This window comes from Psychrobacter sp. L7, from assembly GCF_002810365.1.
Lineage (GTDB): Bacteria > Pseudomonadota > Gammaproteobacteria > Pseudomonadales > Moraxellaceae > Psychrobacter > Psychrobacter celer.
This window is the reverse complement of the sequence record NZ_NEXR01000010.1, coordinates 212673-230851: the sequence shown is the minus strand read 5'-3', so window position 1 is coordinate 230851 and position 18179 is coordinate 212673. Positions and strand designations below refer to the sequence as shown.

The 18179-nt window shown below is 48.7% G+C and carries 13 protein-coding genes; 7 read left to right on the top strand and 6 right to left on the bottom strand.

The features are described from left to right. Positions 1 to 155: 155 nt before the first annotated feature. From CAP50_RS10670 to gmk, 6 genes are all read right to left on the bottom strand, one after another. A complete protein-coding gene (locus tag CAP50_RS10670) occupies positions 156 to 1355 on the bottom strand; it encodes a cation diffusion facilitator family transporter (protein ID WP_100749977.1) in 1200 nt (399 codons plus the stop codon). 307 nt (positions 1356 to 1662) lie between these two features. Beyond that, on the bottom strand, positions 1663 to 3945 hold the full coding sequence (locus CAP50_RS10665) for a primosomal protein N' (RefSeq protein WP_100749976.1): 2283 nt from the start codon (positions 3943 to 3945) through the stop codon (positions 1663 to 1665). A 361-nt stretch (positions 3946 to 4306) separates the two neighbouring features. Further along, a complete protein-coding gene (locus CAP50_RS10660; protein WP_075100471.1) occupies positions 4307 to 4687 on the bottom strand; it encodes a RidA family protein in 381 nt (126 codons plus the stop codon). Between the two features lie 271 nt (positions 4688 to 4958). After that, the gene (locus tag CAP50_RS10655; RefSeq protein ID WP_100749975.1) at positions 4959 to 7157 is read right to left on the bottom strand and encodes a RelA/SpoT family protein; all 2199 of its coding nucleotides are present in this window, start codon (positions 7155 to 7157) and stop codon (positions 4959 to 4961) included. A 395-nt stretch (positions 7158 to 7552) separates the two neighbouring features. Continuing rightward, positions 7553 to 7813 carry a DNA-directed RNA polymerase subunit omega gene (gene rpoZ / locus CAP50_RS10650; RefSeq protein ID WP_068403827.1) on the bottom strand — a complete coding sequence of 87 codons (261 nt, stop codon included), beginning with the start codon at positions 7811 to 7813 and terminating at the stop codon, positions 7553 to 7555. 191 nt (positions 7814 to 8004) lie between these two features. Continuing rightward, complete coding sequence (gene gmk / locus CAP50_RS10645) at positions 8005 to 8628, bottom strand: guanylate kinase (protein ID WP_100749974.1); 624 nt, start codon at positions 8626 to 8628, stop codon at positions 8005 to 8007. 328 nt (positions 8629 to 8956) lie between these two features. On the opposite strand from gmk, the gene ispH reads away from it, so the two are divergent. From ispH to fghA, 7 genes are all read left to right on the top strand, one after another. Beyond that, positions 8957 to 9913: a 4-hydroxy-3-methylbut-2-enyl diphosphate reductase gene (gene ispH / locus CAP50_RS10640; RefSeq protein WP_075100475.1), complete on the top strand. Its 957-nt coding sequence runs from the start codon at positions 8957 to 8959 to the stop codon at positions 9911 to 9913. A 1-nt stretch (position 9914) separates the two neighbouring features. Next, positions 9915 to 10166: a hypothetical protein gene (locus CAP50_RS10635; protein ID WP_075100476.1), complete on the top strand. Its 252-nt coding sequence runs from the start codon at positions 9915 to 9917 to the stop codon at positions 10164 to 10166. A gap of 168 nt (positions 10167 to 10334) precedes the next feature. Continuing rightward, on the top strand, positions 10335 to 11150 hold the full coding sequence (locus CAP50_RS10630; RefSeq protein ID WP_100749973.1) for a thioesterase family protein: 816 nt from the start codon (positions 10335 to 10337) through the stop codon (positions 11148 to 11150). A gap of 366 nt (positions 11151 to 11516) precedes the next feature. Beyond that, the gene (locus tag CAP50_RS10625) at positions 11517 to 13043 is read left to right on the top strand and encodes a catalase (RefSeq protein WP_274539914.1); all 1527 of its coding nucleotides are present in this window, start codon (positions 11517 to 11519) and stop codon (positions 13041 to 13043) included. A 303-nt stretch (positions 13044 to 13346) separates the two neighbouring features. Beyond that, complete coding sequence (htpG, locus tag CAP50_RS10620) at positions 13347 to 15326, top strand: molecular chaperone HtpG (protein ID WP_100749971.1); 1980 nt, start codon at positions 13347 to 13349, stop codon at positions 15324 to 15326. 333 nt (positions 15327 to 15659) lie between these two features. Continuing rightward, entirely contained in the window at positions 15660 to 17129 is a 1470-nt protein-coding gene (locus CAP50_RS10615) for a C13 family peptidase (RefSeq protein ID WP_100749970.1), read from the top strand. 94 nt (positions 17130 to 17223) lie between these two features. After that, positions 17224 to 18114 (top strand): S-formylglutathione hydrolase, encoded by an 891-nt coding sequence (fghA, locus tag CAP50_RS10610; protein ID WP_100749969.1) that lies wholly within the window; start codon positions 17224 to 17226, stop codon positions 18112 to 18114. The last annotated feature ends 65 nt before the right edge of the window (positions 18115 to 18179 follow it).

Below are 18179 nucleotides of genomic sequence, written 5' to 3'. Positions count from 1 at the left end.
AGTAAAAGGATTTTTTTAAATAGGATAAGTAAAGTTTTGCTAGAAATTGTTGAGATGGGTTGGCGGTGGTAGGTTGAAGGTGATGGGTAGGTGATAAGCAGAGTGAGCTATTTTTAACCCATTTAGGTGACTGTCGATTAAATGGAGGGCACGCCCTAGTGACTGTGCCCGATATGGCTATTCGCAGAGCTTTGCTGCTCTGATATGTCGCAGACCAATGCATCGCTATGGGTGCCGGTCTGCGGGTGTGACAAGCTCTCAACCTGAATGGTGGCGTGATGAATACCAAGCGCAAGCAAACCTTGCTCAAGATTGGCAATCAATACGCTGGCATCCGAGATTCTCATATCCCCATCGACCACCACATGGCAAGATAGCGCATTTAGCCCGCTGGTGATGCTCCAGACATGCAGGTCGTGGACTTGTTTTACTTGTGGATGGGCAAGCAGTTTGTCTTCGACATCCACCAGCGATATGCCTTCTGGCGTGCCCTCCATCAAGATATGTACCGAATCACGTACAACTCGGTAACCACTTACTAAGATAAGTATGGCGACGATCACCGACGCTGCGGCATCGGCCCAAACCCAGCCAAACCCCATCATCAGTAACGCAGCGACAATAGCGGCTACTGAGCCCATCAAATCACTTAATACATGCAAGTAAGCGCTTTGCATATTGAGGTTGACAGGCTCTTTTGGGTCAGCACTTTTGGTTTTTACATGGTCTTTATTTGCCTTTTCTTTATTTACTTTGTCTTCATTTGCTCCATGGCTGTGGGTGTGCCCATCGCTGCCGCTACTACCACGATGCATCAGCCAAGCGACCAAGATATTAACCAGCATACCGATGGTGGCGACGATTAACATACCTTGGGTGGCAATCTCTGGCGGTGAGTTAAAACGTTTGATCGCTTCATAAAAAATCATCAAGGCGATAATTACCAGCGTCGCACCATTGACGGTGGCCACGATAATCTCAAAGCGTTTATAGCCAAAGGTCTTTTGATGGGTGGCGGCTTTTTCGCCGATTTTAAATGCCATCAACGTCGCACCAAGGGCGATGGCGTCGCTGAGCATGTGACCGGCATCGGAGAGTAGCGCCAAGCTGCCAGTTAACAAGCCACCAATCGCCTCGATAAACATATAACCTGTGATGATCACAAAGCTAATCAGTAACGTACGCTGATAGCCTTTGGTATCTCTTGGCGCGGTGTTTTGCTCTAGGTGAGTGTCGTGATCATGAGCGTCTTGATTGTCAGCAGTATAGTTACTATCGTCATTTTTATGCACATCACTATGCTCACTTGCAGGCACATGCTTATTTTGCTTATGACTGGGATCTTCTTGACTCATAATGTTACTCAAATTTATTAAGATTTATCGTAAATAACTTCAAGGATTAACAATAAATCTAACATAGTCGAGTATTAGAAGCTGTAACGACGAGGTAAAAAGGCAGCCAGTAAGCTATAATCGATTCACTGCAAAAATGACATCGTGCTACTGGTATGAATTTTCCTTGCGTGCTGTTATCACAGAGGCTGCGCAACATTCATTCCAGTAGCACTCTTCAGTTTATCACCATGTTATTTTGAATTGACTATACGTTTGGTAGCCTAAGAACAATAAGAGGAAACGGTGATAAGTTTGAGGTGTCAGCCTACCAGCCGACAGGGTCGATATCTAAAGTCAGTTTTAGATATTTAGCGCTGGGTAGTGCCAGTACGGGTTGCCACCAGTGGCTTAGTACTTGGTGGAGCTGCCCGCGCTCTTTGGCGATGAGGAGTAGCTGGGCATGGTAGCGACTATTTTTTTTGCTCATGGGGGCATCGATGGGCCCGAGCACGGCCAAATTGTGGTTACTGGACAAGATAGCGATGGCATCTTTGAGCGCTTGTATGGTGGCGGCTAGGGTTTTGCCTTCGCAGCGAATCAGCGCGGCATGGGTATAAGGCGGCAGTCCCATCATTTTGCGCTCTCGTAGTAGATCCTGCGCAAATGACAGGTAGCCGTCTTTTACCAGCTTTAGCAGTAGCGCGTTGTCAGGCTGTAGCGTTTGGATTAACACACGTCCTGCCTTGTCTCCGCGTCCTGCTCGACCGGCGACCTGAATCATCAGCTGCGCGGTATGCTCAGGCGAGCGAAAATCCGCGGACAAAAAGCCGCGATCGGCGTTGGGTAAGCACACCAAAGTAACGTTTGGAAAGTGATGGCCTTTGGCGACCATCTGCGTGCCAACCAAGATAGCAGGATCACCTTGATTGATACGCTGATAAATATTTTCCCAGCTGTCTTTGCGCCTTGTGGTATCACGATCGATTTGAATGATAGGGTATAGGACTTTGCTGGTTTGCGGATTGGCAAAAATCGCGTGCAAATTTTCGCTAAGCCTTGTCGTGCCTATACCTTTGGCATCCAAGTTTTGACTGCCGCAATCAGGGCACACCGCTGGAATATAAGCTTGCCAGTCGCAGTGGTGGCATTTGAGATAGGCATTACTGCTGTTTTGGCGGCTATAGTGTACTGTTAAATGCGCATCACAGCGTGGACAATCTGCTTGCCAGCCGCAAGCTTCGCACAATAAGACAGGTGCGTAGCCGCGCCGATTTAAAAACACCAGCACCTGGTCGCCAGCTTCTAGGGTTTGCCGTATTGCCCCAATCATGGCGTCTGTCAGTCCAGTATCGTAGCGGGCGCCGTCGTCCGTTGTCTGCTGGTGCGTACTTTGCAGACGCGCATCGATAAGCTGCATGGGCGCAGGCTTGGCATTGCCTGGTCGTGTCGATAGCTGACATTCTATGAGTTTGCCATCATCGACCAGTTTTAGATGCTCAAGCGAAGGGGTGGCGGTACCGAGTATGACGGGGATGTTGTATTGCACACCGCGATAAAGCGCGACATCTGCGGCATGATAGCGCAGGGTGTCTTGCTGCTTATACGAGCCATCATGTGCCTCGTCAACGACAATCAACCCTAAATCGGCGAAAGGATAGAGCACTGCTGAGCGTGTACCAATGATGATTTGAGCGTGTCCTGTACGGCAGTCTTGCCAGCCCTGCAGGCGGTGGGTGTTGTTCATGCCAGAGTGTAGCAGCACGATATCTGCGGCAAAACGGCTGGCAAAACGGGCGCGCGTCTGCGGTGTCAAGCCAATCTCTGGCACCAAAATCAAAACCTGTTTGCCCGCTTCAAGTACCGCTTGCATGACTTGTAAATACACTTCGGTCTTACCGCTACCAGTAATACCGTTTAATAAAAAACCAGTATAACGGCCAGCTTTATGAGCGGCGATGATGGTGCTGACCGCCTGTTGCTGCTCGTCATGGAGATCAAGCGGCAGTTTGGCCAGTTTGACAGGCGTCGGTGCTTGTTTTGGCTCGATATAGCGCTCGATGAGTCCTTTTTCTTCCAGTGTCTTTAAAAAAGGCCGCTGCATGCCTTCTAATAATAAAACGTCTTCGCTGGCACCGCGCTCGCCGTGCAATTTGAGCATATCAAACTGCTGTTTTTGTTTTTTGGCATTGGGATGAAAGTCGTCATCAGTGATGTTCGGCAGTATGCGCCAGTGCGTGATCAAAAGGTCTAGCGGCTTGCCTTGACGCACCAGCGTCGGCAGGATCACGCCAAACACATCGCCCAGTGGATAGTGATAGTAGCGTGCCAGCCAGTAAGCAAGCTTTAGCATCGCCGCGTTTAAGATAGGCTCGTCATCCAAGCATCGATAGATAGATTTGAGCTTATTTAGTGGTACGCTGCTATCGGCGGCAGCGATATGAGCAACCACGATACCGATAAGTGTCTGCCGACCGAAAGGAACTTCGACACGGCTACCGATTGCTGGACGCGCGCTAGGCTCAGCGGTTGGGGTGGCCTGCGTAGCTGCTGGCAGGCGATAGTCAAATACCCGGTAAAGGGGCACAGGTAGAGCAACTTGTACCAACATAAAAGGCGTCGCCGTCTTATTAGAGAGATGTCATTGCCACAGACGATGATTTACATGGTCGGCATATAGTCGATTCTAAATAAAAGAGTCATACGTTTATTGATCAGCAAGGCCGATAAAAATTTTTTGGCGTGCTGTGCCTACGCAGACAGAGGCTGCAAAAATTTCTATCAGCCTTGCTATAACATTTTTATAGTGAACTGACTATAGGCAGTATTAGGACATTAAAGTCGAAATAACGCCGCATTAACCAAAAATATTTGAATATTTAATAGACTCTATTCAGCTATTCACTGCTAAAAACCAATAAGCTTAGCAGGGTGCTAAGCTTATCGTTACAACACAGATATGAGTGGTAGGCTTACTCAATATACATGATGGCTTCGATCTCAACCACGCCGCCCTTTGGCAAAGCGGCGACTTGTACCGCCGCGCGCGCTGGGTATGGCTCGCTTAGGTTGGCGGCAAACACATCGTTGAGCACGGCAAAGTCGCTTAGATCGGTCAAAGAAACGTTGAACTTCACCACGTCACTTAAGCTACCGCCAGCGGCTTCACAGACGGCTTTTAGGTTGGCAAATACTTGCTTGGCTTGTGCTTCAAAGCCTTCTTTTAGCTCCATGGTGTCTGGGTCAAAACCCAGCTGACCTGAGACATAGACAGTGTTGCCAACTTTGACGGCTTGTGAGTAAGTGCCAACGGCGGCAGGTGCTTTGTCTGTTTGGATGGTTTGACGAGTCATAGGATATCCTTGTTATCTGTTGTTAGATGGGTTTATCAGTTGGGTTTTGAGCATACAGTGGCAGCCTGTACTGTCTTGCTGCAAGCTGCCCAGTTTAGCATTGTTTACTGCTTTCTAAAAACCTCTGAGCATCGCGCCGCGTTTTATAATTTGCCACGTCGTAAAAAGCTGCTTGTGCGATCGTCAATCCAATATAAACACGACTTGATAGCCTTGTGTCTGATTTATTTGGATTCGACGATAGAGCGACACATCTGGCCGCCATTTAGTGCTATAGCTGATATAGACGGATAATATTGGGGAAGCCGAGTAATGAGCGTAGCTCGCGGATACCCTGCGCTAAGTGGTTGCGGCTACGTACCACGATATGGAGGATGGTATCGCTGCTGCGTACATCGATTTTTTCGACGCCCATATTGAGCTGGCGCAAGTGATAAATCACTTCACTGATTTGCTCATCGCTCAAGGCGATAGAGAGTTTAAGATAAGCGGGGAAACGAACCTTACCGTTATTTTTGATCCCCGTCTCGCCCGCCTCGCTTTGGTTAACAGCTTTATCGCTGCGCCAACGCAGTTGAATGACCTGATAAGGATTGTCTTTACGAATGTCATCAAGCGAAAAACACTTATGACGATGGACGACCAGACCGTGGCGTGATAAATGACCGACGATAGGGTCGCCGTAGATCGGATGACAGCAGTTGGCAAAGTTGATCTCAACCCCTGAGGCGTTGACGATCAGCTGCTGCGGCTGGGTCATATCAGCGCTATGCTCTTGCGCGTGTAGGTCGTTGACTTCGTCACTAAATAAACGGGTAACGACCAGCTGCGGCAGCAATGTGCCAGAGCTGATTTGCTCAAATAAGGTGTTTTTTTCTGTCAAACCGCGCCATTCAGTTAGGTTTTTCCAGTCGCTGTCTGTCAGATCGTCAAGGCTTTTTTGATAAGTCTTAAGCGCGCGATCTAAGGCTTGCTTTCCATGATGCTGTTTGTCAGCGGCGGACAAGTCCTTAAACCAGCGCAATATCTCTTCGCGGGCCTTGTTGGTGGCTACAAACCCAAGCCACTCTGCTTTTGGCTCTGAGTGGTTGTCGACCTCGATTTCAACCAGTTGGCCATTTTTGACCACCGTGCCCAGTTTGGCTTTTTTGCCATCGATGTTGGCACCGACAGCGACGTTGCCGACCATCGGGCCGACAGCATAAGCAAAGTCTAGGGCGGTGGCGCCTTGCGGCAGCTCGTAGGCTCGGCCTTTGGGGCTATAGCAAATGATTTTGCTAGAGTGTAGATAATCCATCAGCTCGTTAATAGTAGAGACGGCCGCCGAAAAGTCAGGACTGCCATCATTTAAGCTGTCTTCTTCGACCAAGTCCTTCATGTTACGCAAGGACGCTTGAATGACTGATTGACTGACATCAGAGGCGTGCTCAGCACCGATGACCCCAAGCCTTGCCGCGCTTTGCATTTGCTTGGTCAAAATCGTGACTTTGACCACGTCATTGTCGCGCTCGTAGATGAGCGTCAGCGACTGATTGCCACCTGGCAGCGGGCGGCGAATATTATCAGCAATATGGGTGTCGTCGATTTGGTATTTTTTGATCAGATAATAGGCGAGCTTATCGCAAGCTTCGATATTGTCGAGTACGATTTCAAACGCATAATGACGCAATAGCGCACTGATTTCGCCGCGGTTGCGAAAAAACTGTCGGTAAATCACCACGCGGTTGTCCAAGACCTTGACCAGACCGTTTAGATCTAAGTTATTTAACACGATACTCAGATAGCGATGAATGGCTTCTCGTTGAAAATTGCGCCCCAAGCCGTGTTGCAACAGCTTATCTGAGAGCTTGTTGTACATCTCAGAGTCAAGATTGCGATAGCACAGTACCTCGATATAATCGGCGATGTCATTGAGACCCATCAGCCGCGCAAAGGGCACATAAAAATCCAGCGTTTCTTGTGCGGTGGTGCGCTGTTTTTCTGGGCGTACCGCATCCAATGTCGACATGTTGTGCAGGCGATCTGCCAGCTTGATGATCAATACTCGTGGATCTGCGAGGGTCGCGGTCAAAATCTTGTGAAAAGTGGCGGCTTTGTTTTCTTGTTTATTGTGTGCCGAGGATTTGAGCTTGGTGACGCCATCGACCAATCTGGCTACGGCTTTGCCATAGCGCTCAGCGATTTGCTCATCGCTGACCTCAGTGTCCTCTACCGTATCATGCAAAATCGCCGCAATGATGGTATCTCGATCCAAGCGAAAACCTGCCAGTATCTCAGCGACCGCAATAGGGTGGGTGATATAAGGCTCCCCTGATTTGCGCTTATCCTTGATATGGGCGATGTCACCAAACTCACAGGCATCAATAACATCACGCCGCTCGGCGGCAGTGAGGTAGCCTACTGAGCGCAATAAGTTATATTGAGCATCATCGACTAGGTGATGACTGAGTTTGGGCAAGGTTTGAATCATAAAGTGACGATCCTATATTTGATGACTGGGTTTTATGACCAGTTTTTATGGCTGCTTTTTATGACTAGGCAACTGCGATAACACTCAATCATCGATCAAGATAAGCGGCGGCTGACAAAATATGAACTCGCTATAGAAAACGTGAGAGTGAGAGCCGTGCACCTTCTAATTAATCTTAAATCGCATTCAATGTCAACAGCTAAGCAAATCGCGCGGCAAAAAATCTAAAAATTCCCACTCAGTGGTATATTTTGGGGTCTCAGTGGTCATTACAACTGATACAACCAAAAAACCACAGCTTATGCTGTGGTCTCTTTTGTCATGATGATATGACGGCTTTTGGGGCATATATAGCCCGCCTTAATCTGGTTGGTCTAACAAACCATGATTAAAGATTAAAAGCTATGATCACCTGACAGGGCTAAGTCTAATGAGCTGGTTGCAAAGTTATGCTCTGGCTGATTTAAAATATCGCGGGTGATTTTGCCAGCAGCAATCTCACGTAATGCCAAAACCGTTGGTTTGTCATTATCGACATCAACCATTGGCTCAGCGATACCTTTGGCCAATTGACGGGCGCGCTTGCTTGCGACTAAAATCAGCTCAAAGCGATTATCTACGTTATCTAAACAATCTTCAATCGTCACTCGTGCCATAAATAGCTACCTCGGTTGTTTTTATTAAGTGGCGAGGATGGCCGCCACTCAATAAAAATAATATCAAAAATATATAAAGGGGGATAGCTAGATATTATAGCATTTTTTGCCCCGCCGCGTCGTTGCTTTTTTATCTCTACATCACAAAATCTGGCACGCCGCCCTTTTAACGCGTTAATTTGTCTGACGTTTTAGTCTGCCTGAGTGCCGAGCAGATTGGCGATGGTGCGATGGTAGCGCTGCTGCTGGCGGCTTAGGGTCTGCCTGTCAGCGACGATAATGGCCTTTAGCTCAGTCAATGCCACCTCAAAGTTGTCATTTATAATCACATAATCAAAATGGACGTACTGCGCCATTTCCGCCACTGCACCGGCCAAACGCTGCTCGATGACCTCCATCGAGTCTTGCGCGCGTGTCGATAGACGCTGACGCAGGGTGTCGATACTGGGCGGTAAAATAAAAATCATCACCGCGTCCGTAAAGATTTTTTTGACTTGTAGCGCCCCTTGCCAGTCAATCTCTAAGATGACATCGACGCCTGCGTCTAACTGCGCCCGTACGCTTTGCTCTGAGGTGCCATAGTAGTTGCCAAACACCTCAGCATGCTCCAAAAACTGATTGTCATGGATGGCGGCGACGAATTTGTCGACATTGGTAAAATGATAATGCTGACCATCGACCTCGCCTGGACGCGGCGCGCGCGTGGTATGTGACACACTGACAGTCAAGTCATTGGTGGTAGCCAATAGCTGTTTTACCAGTGAGGTCTTGCCAGTACCTGAAGCGGCGGTGATGATAAATAATGAACCTGTCATACAGTGTGTCCTAGTAGCGAGTGCCCTAATAAATATAAAAAGCTGGTAAAAAGAAAAATCGCCATCATTTATGGCGATAGCAGGGTTGATTGGTACCGTGATAAACGGCCGTTACGCATAATAAAGCCCCTGCCCATCAGTAGGCGGTAGTCACATGACTACTACGTACTAACTGTGACCGGCGCGGGAATTTCAAAGGCAATAAAAGCAAATTATGCTACAGTAACGCATGGGTTTTATCCCAAACCTTCAATCAAAGCTTAATCCAAGCTGTTGTGAGACGTTTTATATAGTCTTAAATACAAATTATCTAATGATAGGCCTTTTTATGCAAATTTATCTTGCCAATCCGCGGGGATTTTGTGCTGGTGTCGATCGCGCTATTGCGATTGTCAACGAAGCATTGACACGTTTTGAGCCGCCCATTTATGTCCGCCACGAGGTGGTACATAATAAATTTGTGGTCTCAGACTTGGCCAATCGCGGCGCGGTATTCGTTGAAGAATTGGATGAAGTGCCAGATGGCTCCATCGTTATTTTTTCAGCACACGGGGTGTCAAAGGCGGTCGAGGATGAGGCTGAGCGCCGCGATTTGACGGTATTTGACGCCACTTGTCCGCTCGTCACCAAAGTGCATATCGAAGTGGCAAAGTTTGCACAAGAGGGCATGGATGCTGTGCTGATCGGCCATGCTGGACATCCAGAAGTCGAAGGCACCATGGGGCGATTTAACCGTGGGCATGGCGGTCAGATTCATCTGGTCGAAAACGAAAGTGATGTGGCTGCACTCAGTGTCCAAGATGCTGAGCGCCTAGCGTTTGTCACCCAAACTACGCTATCGATGGATGACACCGCGCGCGTCATCGATGCACTGCGCGATAAGTTTCCAAGCATTCAAGGCCCGCGCAAAGACGATATCTGCTACGCCACCCAAAACCGCCAAGATGCGGTCAAAGACTTGGCGGGCCGCTGTGAAGTGGTGTTGGTCGTTGGCTCACCAAACTCATCAAACTCCAACCGTCTGCGCGAGCTGGCCGAACGTATGGATTGCCGTGCGTATCTGATAGACAATGCCAGCGAGATGGACAAAAGCTGGTTGGAGGGTGTGCAGAGTATCGGGGTGACGGCTGGTGCCTCAGCGCCGGAAGTCCTGATCCAAGAAGTGCTAAAGCAGCTACAAGACTGGGGTGGCGATTTGCCAAGCGAGCTATCGGGTATCGAAGAAAACGTGACGTTTAGCCTGCCAAAAGCGCTGCGCATTCCGGTCACTCAAGTAGGCAAGTGATATGAGTCAACAGCAGCCAAAAACAAAGTTTGTCTTAGCAGAAGCCACGCTAGATGAGATCAACAAGCAGCTAAAAATCAATACCTTTGTCACCATCGTCTTGGTGCTGATGCTGCTACTCAATACCGCTCAGTTTATAAAGGGTTATAGCGTCTTGTATGGCGTACTGATTGCGGTGATGGCGTTTTTTCTATTTATCATGGTCAAGAGTCGCACACTGCTGACCATGCAAAAACAACGATTGAGCAAATAACGTATGCTTATCGAATCCGGCAACACGTTATTCCAATCAAAATCATATCCAACCAAGCTCATATAAGGTACACGTCGACGATAAGTCAGGCAGGATCAGCCAGACAGTTTGCGGTCATAAATAGTGTGCTTTAAATAAAAAAGAGAATCGAAAATATTAAGGAAAATTATGTCAGCGTACTACAAACTGGTCAAACGCGAACCATTGGCAGAGGGTGTCAGTATCGCGCATTATCAGCCGACGCAGCATGCCCAAGGCGCGTGGAACGAGCACGAGCAACATATGGCGCCAGCTACTGGGGTGCTGAGCGCTGAGCTACAAGGGTATGCGCCGCAAAAAAACATGCGCATCGCTCGTATTAGCTTAGATATTTTGGGGCTGATACCGCTTGATGAGTTTACCATCACCACGCGCTGTATTCGCCCAGGCAAGACCATCGAGCTTGTCGAGGCGGTAATGAGCAGCCGTGGTCGTGATGCCATTATTGCTAGGGCATGGCGACTGCTGACGCAAGACACCAGCGCCATCGCTGGCATTGAGGATCAACCAGCACAGCATAAGCCAGAAACGTTGCCTGCTTGGGAGGATATGAAAGGCTGGCCGGGCGGCTTTATCGAAAGTGTGCGCTTGGTGGCCGCTCCAGATCGCCGAGAAGGTCGCGGCATGGTTTGGATAACCAACGATGTCGAGATGGTAGAGGGCGTACCCACTGATGATATGGTGCATCTGCTGGGCATGGTCGATACTGCCAATGGCGTGGTACCAAGACTGGGTTTAGGGCTGTCAAAACTAGAGTGGATGTTTCCCAATACAGACCTGCAAATCCACATGCACCGCGTCCCTAAGGGTCGCTGGCTCGGTATCGAGGCGGTACAGCAGTATGGCGCTGATGGTATCGGGCTGACCAGTGCTGTGCTCCACGATGTGCATGGGCCCTTTGGTCGTAGCGAACAAATACTGACCATCCGCCCGATGCCGCGCTAGTATAAAGAAGGTGAGCGAGCGTAGGTAGGCGAGCATATACGCCGCATTCGCGACCATGCCAACTATGCTGACCATATTAACGAAGGCAAAGCAGAGCCAGAACCATGGCAATTATCGCAAAGCCTCTTATAGTTCTGTAAAATAAAATGAAATCATGTGATTAATTAATTATACAAAACAAGCCGAATCGGTTGTAATAGTAATCAAGCAAAGGCTAGGTAAGATAACTGCACAGGCAGGTTACTATGAACAAAATTCATCTGAACAAAGATCACCGCTTTTCAAACAAACTGACGAGCATTCTAGATATACTGCTAGAAGCGTATTCAGAATAAGTTTGGCACTTTCATTTGTTTTTACAGGAGTATGACCATGAGTGATAAAAAATGCCCTTACGCCCCAACCCAATTGACCATGGGTAATGGCGCACCAGTCGCTGACAACCAAAACAGCATGACCGCAGGCAAGCGCGGCCCATTATTGGCTCAAGATATCTGGCTCAATGAAAAGCTTGGCAATTTTGTCCGCGAAGTGATTCCAGAGCGCCGTATGCACGCCAAAGGCTCAGGCGCGTTTGGTACCTTTACCGTGACCAATGACATCAGCAAATATACCCGCGCGGCTATTTTTAGCGAAGTGGGCAAAAAAACCGAGATGTTTGCGCGCTTTAGTACTGTGGCAGGCGAGCGCGGCGCTGCTGATGCTGAGCGCGACATTCGCGGCTTTGCCTTGAAGTTTTATACCGAAGAGGGTAACTGGGACATGGTCGGCAACAACACGCCTGTGTTCTTTTTGCGCGATCCACGCAAATTCCCAGATTTAAACAAAGCAGTCAAACGCGATCCACGTACCAACATGCGCTCAGCGACCAACAACTGGGATTTTTGGACTTTATTACCAGAAGCCTTTCACCAAGTCACCATCGTCATGAGTGATCGCGGCATCCCAGCCTCGTACAGACACATGCATGGCTTTGGCTCGCACACCTACAGCTTTTGGAACGAAGCAGGCGAGCGCTATTGGGTGAAATTTCATTTCCGTACGCAGCAAGGCATCAAAAACTTAACCGATGACGAAGCTCGTGAAGTCGTCGGTATGGACCGCGAAAGCAATCAAAAAGACTTGTACGATGCTATCGAAAATGGCGATTTTCCGAAGTGGAAAATGTACGTGCAAATCATGCCAGAAGCTGAGGCAGATACCGTCCCTTACCATCCGTTTGACTTGACCAAAGTATGGCCAAAAGGGGATTATCCGCTTATCGAAGTGGGTGAGTTTGAGCTCAACAAAAACTCTGACAACTATTTTGTCGATGTCGAGCAAGCTGCGTTTGCGCCTAGCAACCTAGTCCCAGGTATCAGCGTCTCACCAGACAGAATGCTCCAAAATCGCTTGGTGAACTACGCCGATGCTCAGCGTTACCGTGTCGGTGTCAACCATCAACAGATCCCTGTCAACAAGCCGCGCTGTCCTGTGATGAGCAACCACCGTGATGGTCAAGGCCGCGTCGATGACAACTATGGCAGCCGCCCACACTATGAGCCAAACAGCTTTAGCCAGTGGCAGGAGCAGCCTGATTATGCCGAGCCACCCTTAAAGATTGATGGCGATGCGGCGCACTATGATTTTCGCGAAGACGACAGCGACTACTTTAGCCAGCCACGCGCGTTGTTTCATTTGATGAGTGCTGAGCAGCAGCAGGTCTTGTTTGATAATACCGCCAGAAACATGGCAGGCGTGCCAGACTTTATCCAGTATCGTCATATTCGTAACTGCCATTGGTGTGACCCTGCGTATGGCGAGGGCGTGGCCAAGGCTTTGGGCTTGAGCGTCGAAGATGCGATGGCTGCCCGTGACGCTGATCCAGCGCGTCATCTGCCAAGCTGTCTATAAGCCGCAGCGCATGCTTGGCGTGCCTAAAGGAGGCAAGCGAGGCAACGCCACTCAATGCTAAAAAATGATAAAAACCGCTTAAGTCAACTTAGGCGGTTTTTTTGTGGACGATTTTTATGATCAATATTGGTTTTTGCGGTATTTTGGCTTGAAATTTTTGCCTGTGCCCCTATCTGATTAACCAGCCTAACAGTATTTATCGCCCAGCCTTTATGGCCAGAGATGCCATACTGTTGGTATTGGAAAATTTGTGATTCACCGCTGCTGATGACAGCATCTTTGGTATGAATAATAGGAGTTTTTATGAGTGAGCAGACCCAAGTGGACAATCAAAGTTCCGCTGATGTAAAAAAACACAGTTTTGAAGCAGAAGTCGCCCAGCTACTGCACTTGGTGACCCATTCGCTATATTCTAATGCCGATATTTTCGTTCGTGAGCTGGTCTCTAACGCCTCGGACGCTTGTGATAAGTTGCGCTTTGAAGCCACCAATGATGACAGCCTTTATGAAGACGACGGCGAGCTTAAGATTCGCATCGATGTCGACACCGAGGCCAAAACCATCAGCTTTATCGATAATGGTATCGGTATGAATGAAGCCGATGCCATCGAAAACCTAGGTACCATCGCCAAATCAGGCACCAAAGCTTTTTTAGATAAGCTGTCTGAGTCGCAAAAACAAGACGGTCAGCTGATTGGTCAGTTTGGGGTGGGCTTTTATTCAGGGTTTATCGTGGCCGACACCATCACCGTTGAGTCGCGCAAAGCCGGTGAGCCTGCCGATCAAGGCGTTCGCTGGGTATCTGATGGCACGGGAAGCTTTACGGTTGAGACCATCACAAAAGACACTCGTGGCACCCGTATCACGCTGCACTTAAAAGAAGAATACAGTGAAGGTGAAGACCACTACCTAGACCGCGGGAAGATCAAGCGTCTGGTCAACAAATACTCAGATCACATCAGCTTGCCGATTCAGATGCGTAAAGAAGTTTGGCAAGAAGATGTCAAAGAGGAAGGTGCGGACGAAAACGATAGTAGCGACGCACCAGCCGGTGGTCAGCTGGTCTTGACCGATGAATGGGAAACCATCAACAAAGCCAGTGCGCTGTGGACACGCTCAGCATCTGAAATCGAAGATGATGAATATGTCGATTTTTATAAAAACATCACTTATGACATGGACGATCCGCTCACATGGACACACAACCGTGTCGAAGGCCGCGTGCAGTACACCCAGCTGTTATATATTCCTAAAAAAGCGCCAATGGATCTGTACACACGCGAGCAGCAGCATGGGCTAAAGCTGTATGTTAAACGCGTCTTTATCATGGATGAAGCAGAGCAGCTACTACCGATGTATCTGCGCTTTGTCAAAGGGGTGATCGACTCTGCTGACTTACCACTGAACGTCAGCCGTGAGCTGTTACAAGAGTCACGCGATGTAAAATCTATCCGTGATGGTAACGCGCGCCGCGTACTGACTTTGCTGGCGAGCCTTGCCAACAGCGAGGACAGCGATAAGCAAGAAAAATTTGCGCAGTTCTATAGCGAGTTTGGCGATGTCATCAAAGAAGGCCTGGGCGAGGACATGGGCAACCAAGCGCGTATTGCCAAGTTGCTGCGCTATGCCACCAGCACCAATGACAAGATCGAGACCAGCTTTGAGGACTATAAAGCGCGTATGAAAGATGGGCAAAAAGCCATCTACTATCTCACGGCTGACAACCTCGCTGCTGCCAAAAACAGCCCGCAGCTTGAGCTGTTTAAGAAAAAAGGCATCGAAGTGATCTTGATGACCAGCCGCGTCGATGAGTGGGCGATGAACTTCTTGACCCAGTTTGATGACACGCCGCTACAAAACATCGCCAAAGGTGCGGTAGATTTGGGCGATTTGCAAGACGAAGAAGAAAAAGCGGAAGCGGAAAAGGCGCAAGAGGCCATGAAGCCAGTCGTTGACAAACTAAAAACGACCCTAGGCGCACGTGCCAAAGACGTCAAAGTCTCAACGCGTCTGGTCGACAGCCCAGCGTGTTTGGTGGTCGGCGAAGGTGAGCTCTCCCCGCAGATGATTCAGATGCTTAAGCAAATGGGTCAAGAGGTGCCAGAGAGCAAGCCCACGCTTGAAGTCAACCCAGAGCATCCATTGATCAAAAAATTAGAAACCAGCGAGCAGTTTGATGAGCTGGCGCAAGTGATTTTTGATCAAGCACTATTGGCCGACGGTGGTCAACTTGACGACCCAGCCGCGTATCTAAAACGCGTCAACGAGCTATTGATGAAGTAAGCACGGCTGATATCAGTGACTAATAAAGGAGGTCTTGTACTCAAGGCCTCTTTTTTTATATGTTTTTATGTAAATATAGCCGAATTTTACAAATCAGCCTTATCCTCTTAGGCGACAATCCGTTACAATCGCGATAGATTAGCGCGCTAAGCTATTTGGCTGGGTTTTTTATTTTTAACCCTATTTTATCGTCAATTAGGGATAAAATTGCTGTCGGTACACCGTACAAACATTAGATAAAGTATATAAAATGGTCTATTAAAAAACGCTGACAGTAAAGCGTGCTATCCTTGATTTGCGTTATTTCTCTCGACTGGCTAGAGGTCTAAGTCTTTGTCACTTGCGTCGTTAAAAACCGTATCGCTTCAGCGTTTTTCGCTCAATTTCGCGGCCAATATCATTGCAACCTTATGGATGCTAGTAGGCTCAACGCGGGCGTTTTCTTGGGTCAAGCCTACGTTTATACAGTTTGCTGTTTTTGCGCTATTGGCGCTGAGCAGTAATGTGCTGTTTTCGTGGCTGGCAGCCGAAAATGGCAGCGTGTTTAATGAGCAAGGACTGGTCAGCTATCTTATTTGGCCGATGATTATCTTGCTCAGTGGTATCATCTTGGCACGGCGAGCGAGCAATCAAACCTTGGTGTTTGTGCCCGTGGTACTATGGCTGGTCGCGGATACCTTATCGGCGCTGCTACAAAGCTTGGTACAGTTTTTGGGCAGTCATGGCTGGTTACCTGACTGGAGTTATTCGTTTTTACCTATTTTATTTTTGCTGCTTTTTTTGTGGCAGACACTGGCACTGCTTTGGATATTTTCGCGGCGTCTGCGTATTCCGTGGTGGGAGCGTATCCTTGTGCTGCTCGGTGCGGTGGCGCTTTTGACTATCTGGCAGCGTAACGTCGCTGATCAGCCCATATTTAAACAAATTCCTATCGAGCCTGTGCTAGAGGAGGCGGCGCTCTATAAGCAGCCGCGTTTGCTCGAAAACGCTCTAAACAGTATCGATCCGGGTATCACGGGCAAAACCGACTGGTATTTTATGGGTGTGGCGGGGTTTTCTGAGCAAAATGTATTTCGCTCGGAGATCAATAAAGTCCGTGAGCTGTTTGATGTGCGGTTTGGCACCAGTGGTCGCTCGCTTGCTTTGATTAATAATACTTATAGCTGGCTAGATGAGCCGGTGGCGACCAAGACCAGTATCTTGCGCGGGCTAAAAAAAATTGGCCAGCAGATGAATACCGATGAAGATGTGCTGTTTATGACGCTCTCATCACACGGCACCGAAGACCTGATTCAATTGGCCAACCCGCCGCTCGCTATGGAAAACCTCGACGCGGCATGGCTGCGTGAGGCACTGGATACTTCTGGTATTCGCTGGCGAGTGATTGTGGTGTCTGCCTGTTATTCTGGCTCGTTTATCGACGAGCTGGCGTCGCCGACCACGGTGGTGATTACCGCCTCAGCCGCTGATAAGATGTCGTTTGGTTGTACCAACACCGCTGAGATGACTTATTTTGGCCAGGCGTTTTTTGCCGAGAGCTTACGTAGCAATACCAGCTTTGCGGCGGCCTTTAAAGACGCAAGACGGCGGGTTAGTAAGCGCGAAAACCTGATGGGCTTTGAGCCCTCTGAGCCGCAAATGGCCATCGGTAGTCTAATGGAGACGGCGCTGCCAGCCTTTGAGCAAGTGCTGTTTGATAAAACGCGGCCGCCAGTGGCACGCATTATAGAGGGGGCTGGTATCGATGCCGCACCTAAAAACGCTGCCCGTCCAGCGGTCGCCGCTATTGATGGGATGCGTTGATCTTACCAATATAAGACAGCATGGCCCATGTATTCTCTCGTTAAGCGTCATATATTTGACCAGTATTTTATCTTAGATAAAAAGGATCTGACTTATGAGTAACTCCTATCATCATAGCTTCTCTACCAGCTCACAGCTCACGCAGCTTAGTGCCAATCGCTGTTTTGATGGCGAGCAGCACTATTATAGCCATCAGTCGACAGCGACAAAGACTGCGATGACATTTAGTATCTACTTGCCAGATGAGGCGCTCGCAGGTCGCCGCTGTCCAGCTGTTTTATATTTATCAGGTTTGACGTGTAATGCCGATAACGTCACGCACAAAGCGCATTTTCAACAAAAATGCAGCGAGCTTGGGATGATATTTATCGCGCCAGACACCTCGCCGAGAAGTAGTGAGTCGGTGGATGTGCCAAATGATGAGCGTTATTTTGTCGGGCAGGGCGCCAGCTACTATGTCGATGCTGCGCAGGCACCGTGGTCCGAGCATTTTAATATGCAAAGCTATATCGTAGATGAGCTATATGACTTACTGCGCTCAGAGTTTCCTATCGATAGCATCGGTGTGACAGGACACTCAATGGGTGGTCATGGGGCACTGCTATTAGGGTTTAAATTCCCAAGTAAGTTTGTCAGCGTATCAGCGCTGTCACCAGTATGCGCCGCCAGCGAGTCGGCATGGGGCGAGGCTGCTTTTACAGAGTACTTTGGTGATGATAAAGCGCAGTGGGCGCAAGCAGATGTAGCAAAAACGATAGAAAAAGTCGGTCAGCAGTATACAAGTATTTTGGTCGATCAAGGCGCAGCGGACAATTTTTTGGCAGACGGCCAATTACAGACCAATAAGTTGCTTGACGCTTGTGAAAAAGCCAAACAGCCCTTAACATTACGTTATCAAGCAGGCCATGACCATAGTTATTACTTTATCCAAACTTTTATTAATGATCATATCGAGCACCATTGGCGTATGGCGCAGTTTGGCTAGTGGCTTGTTTGTCCCGAGCTGTTTTTTGTGCGTAGGCTTTCATATAGGTGCTGTACGGTAGATTG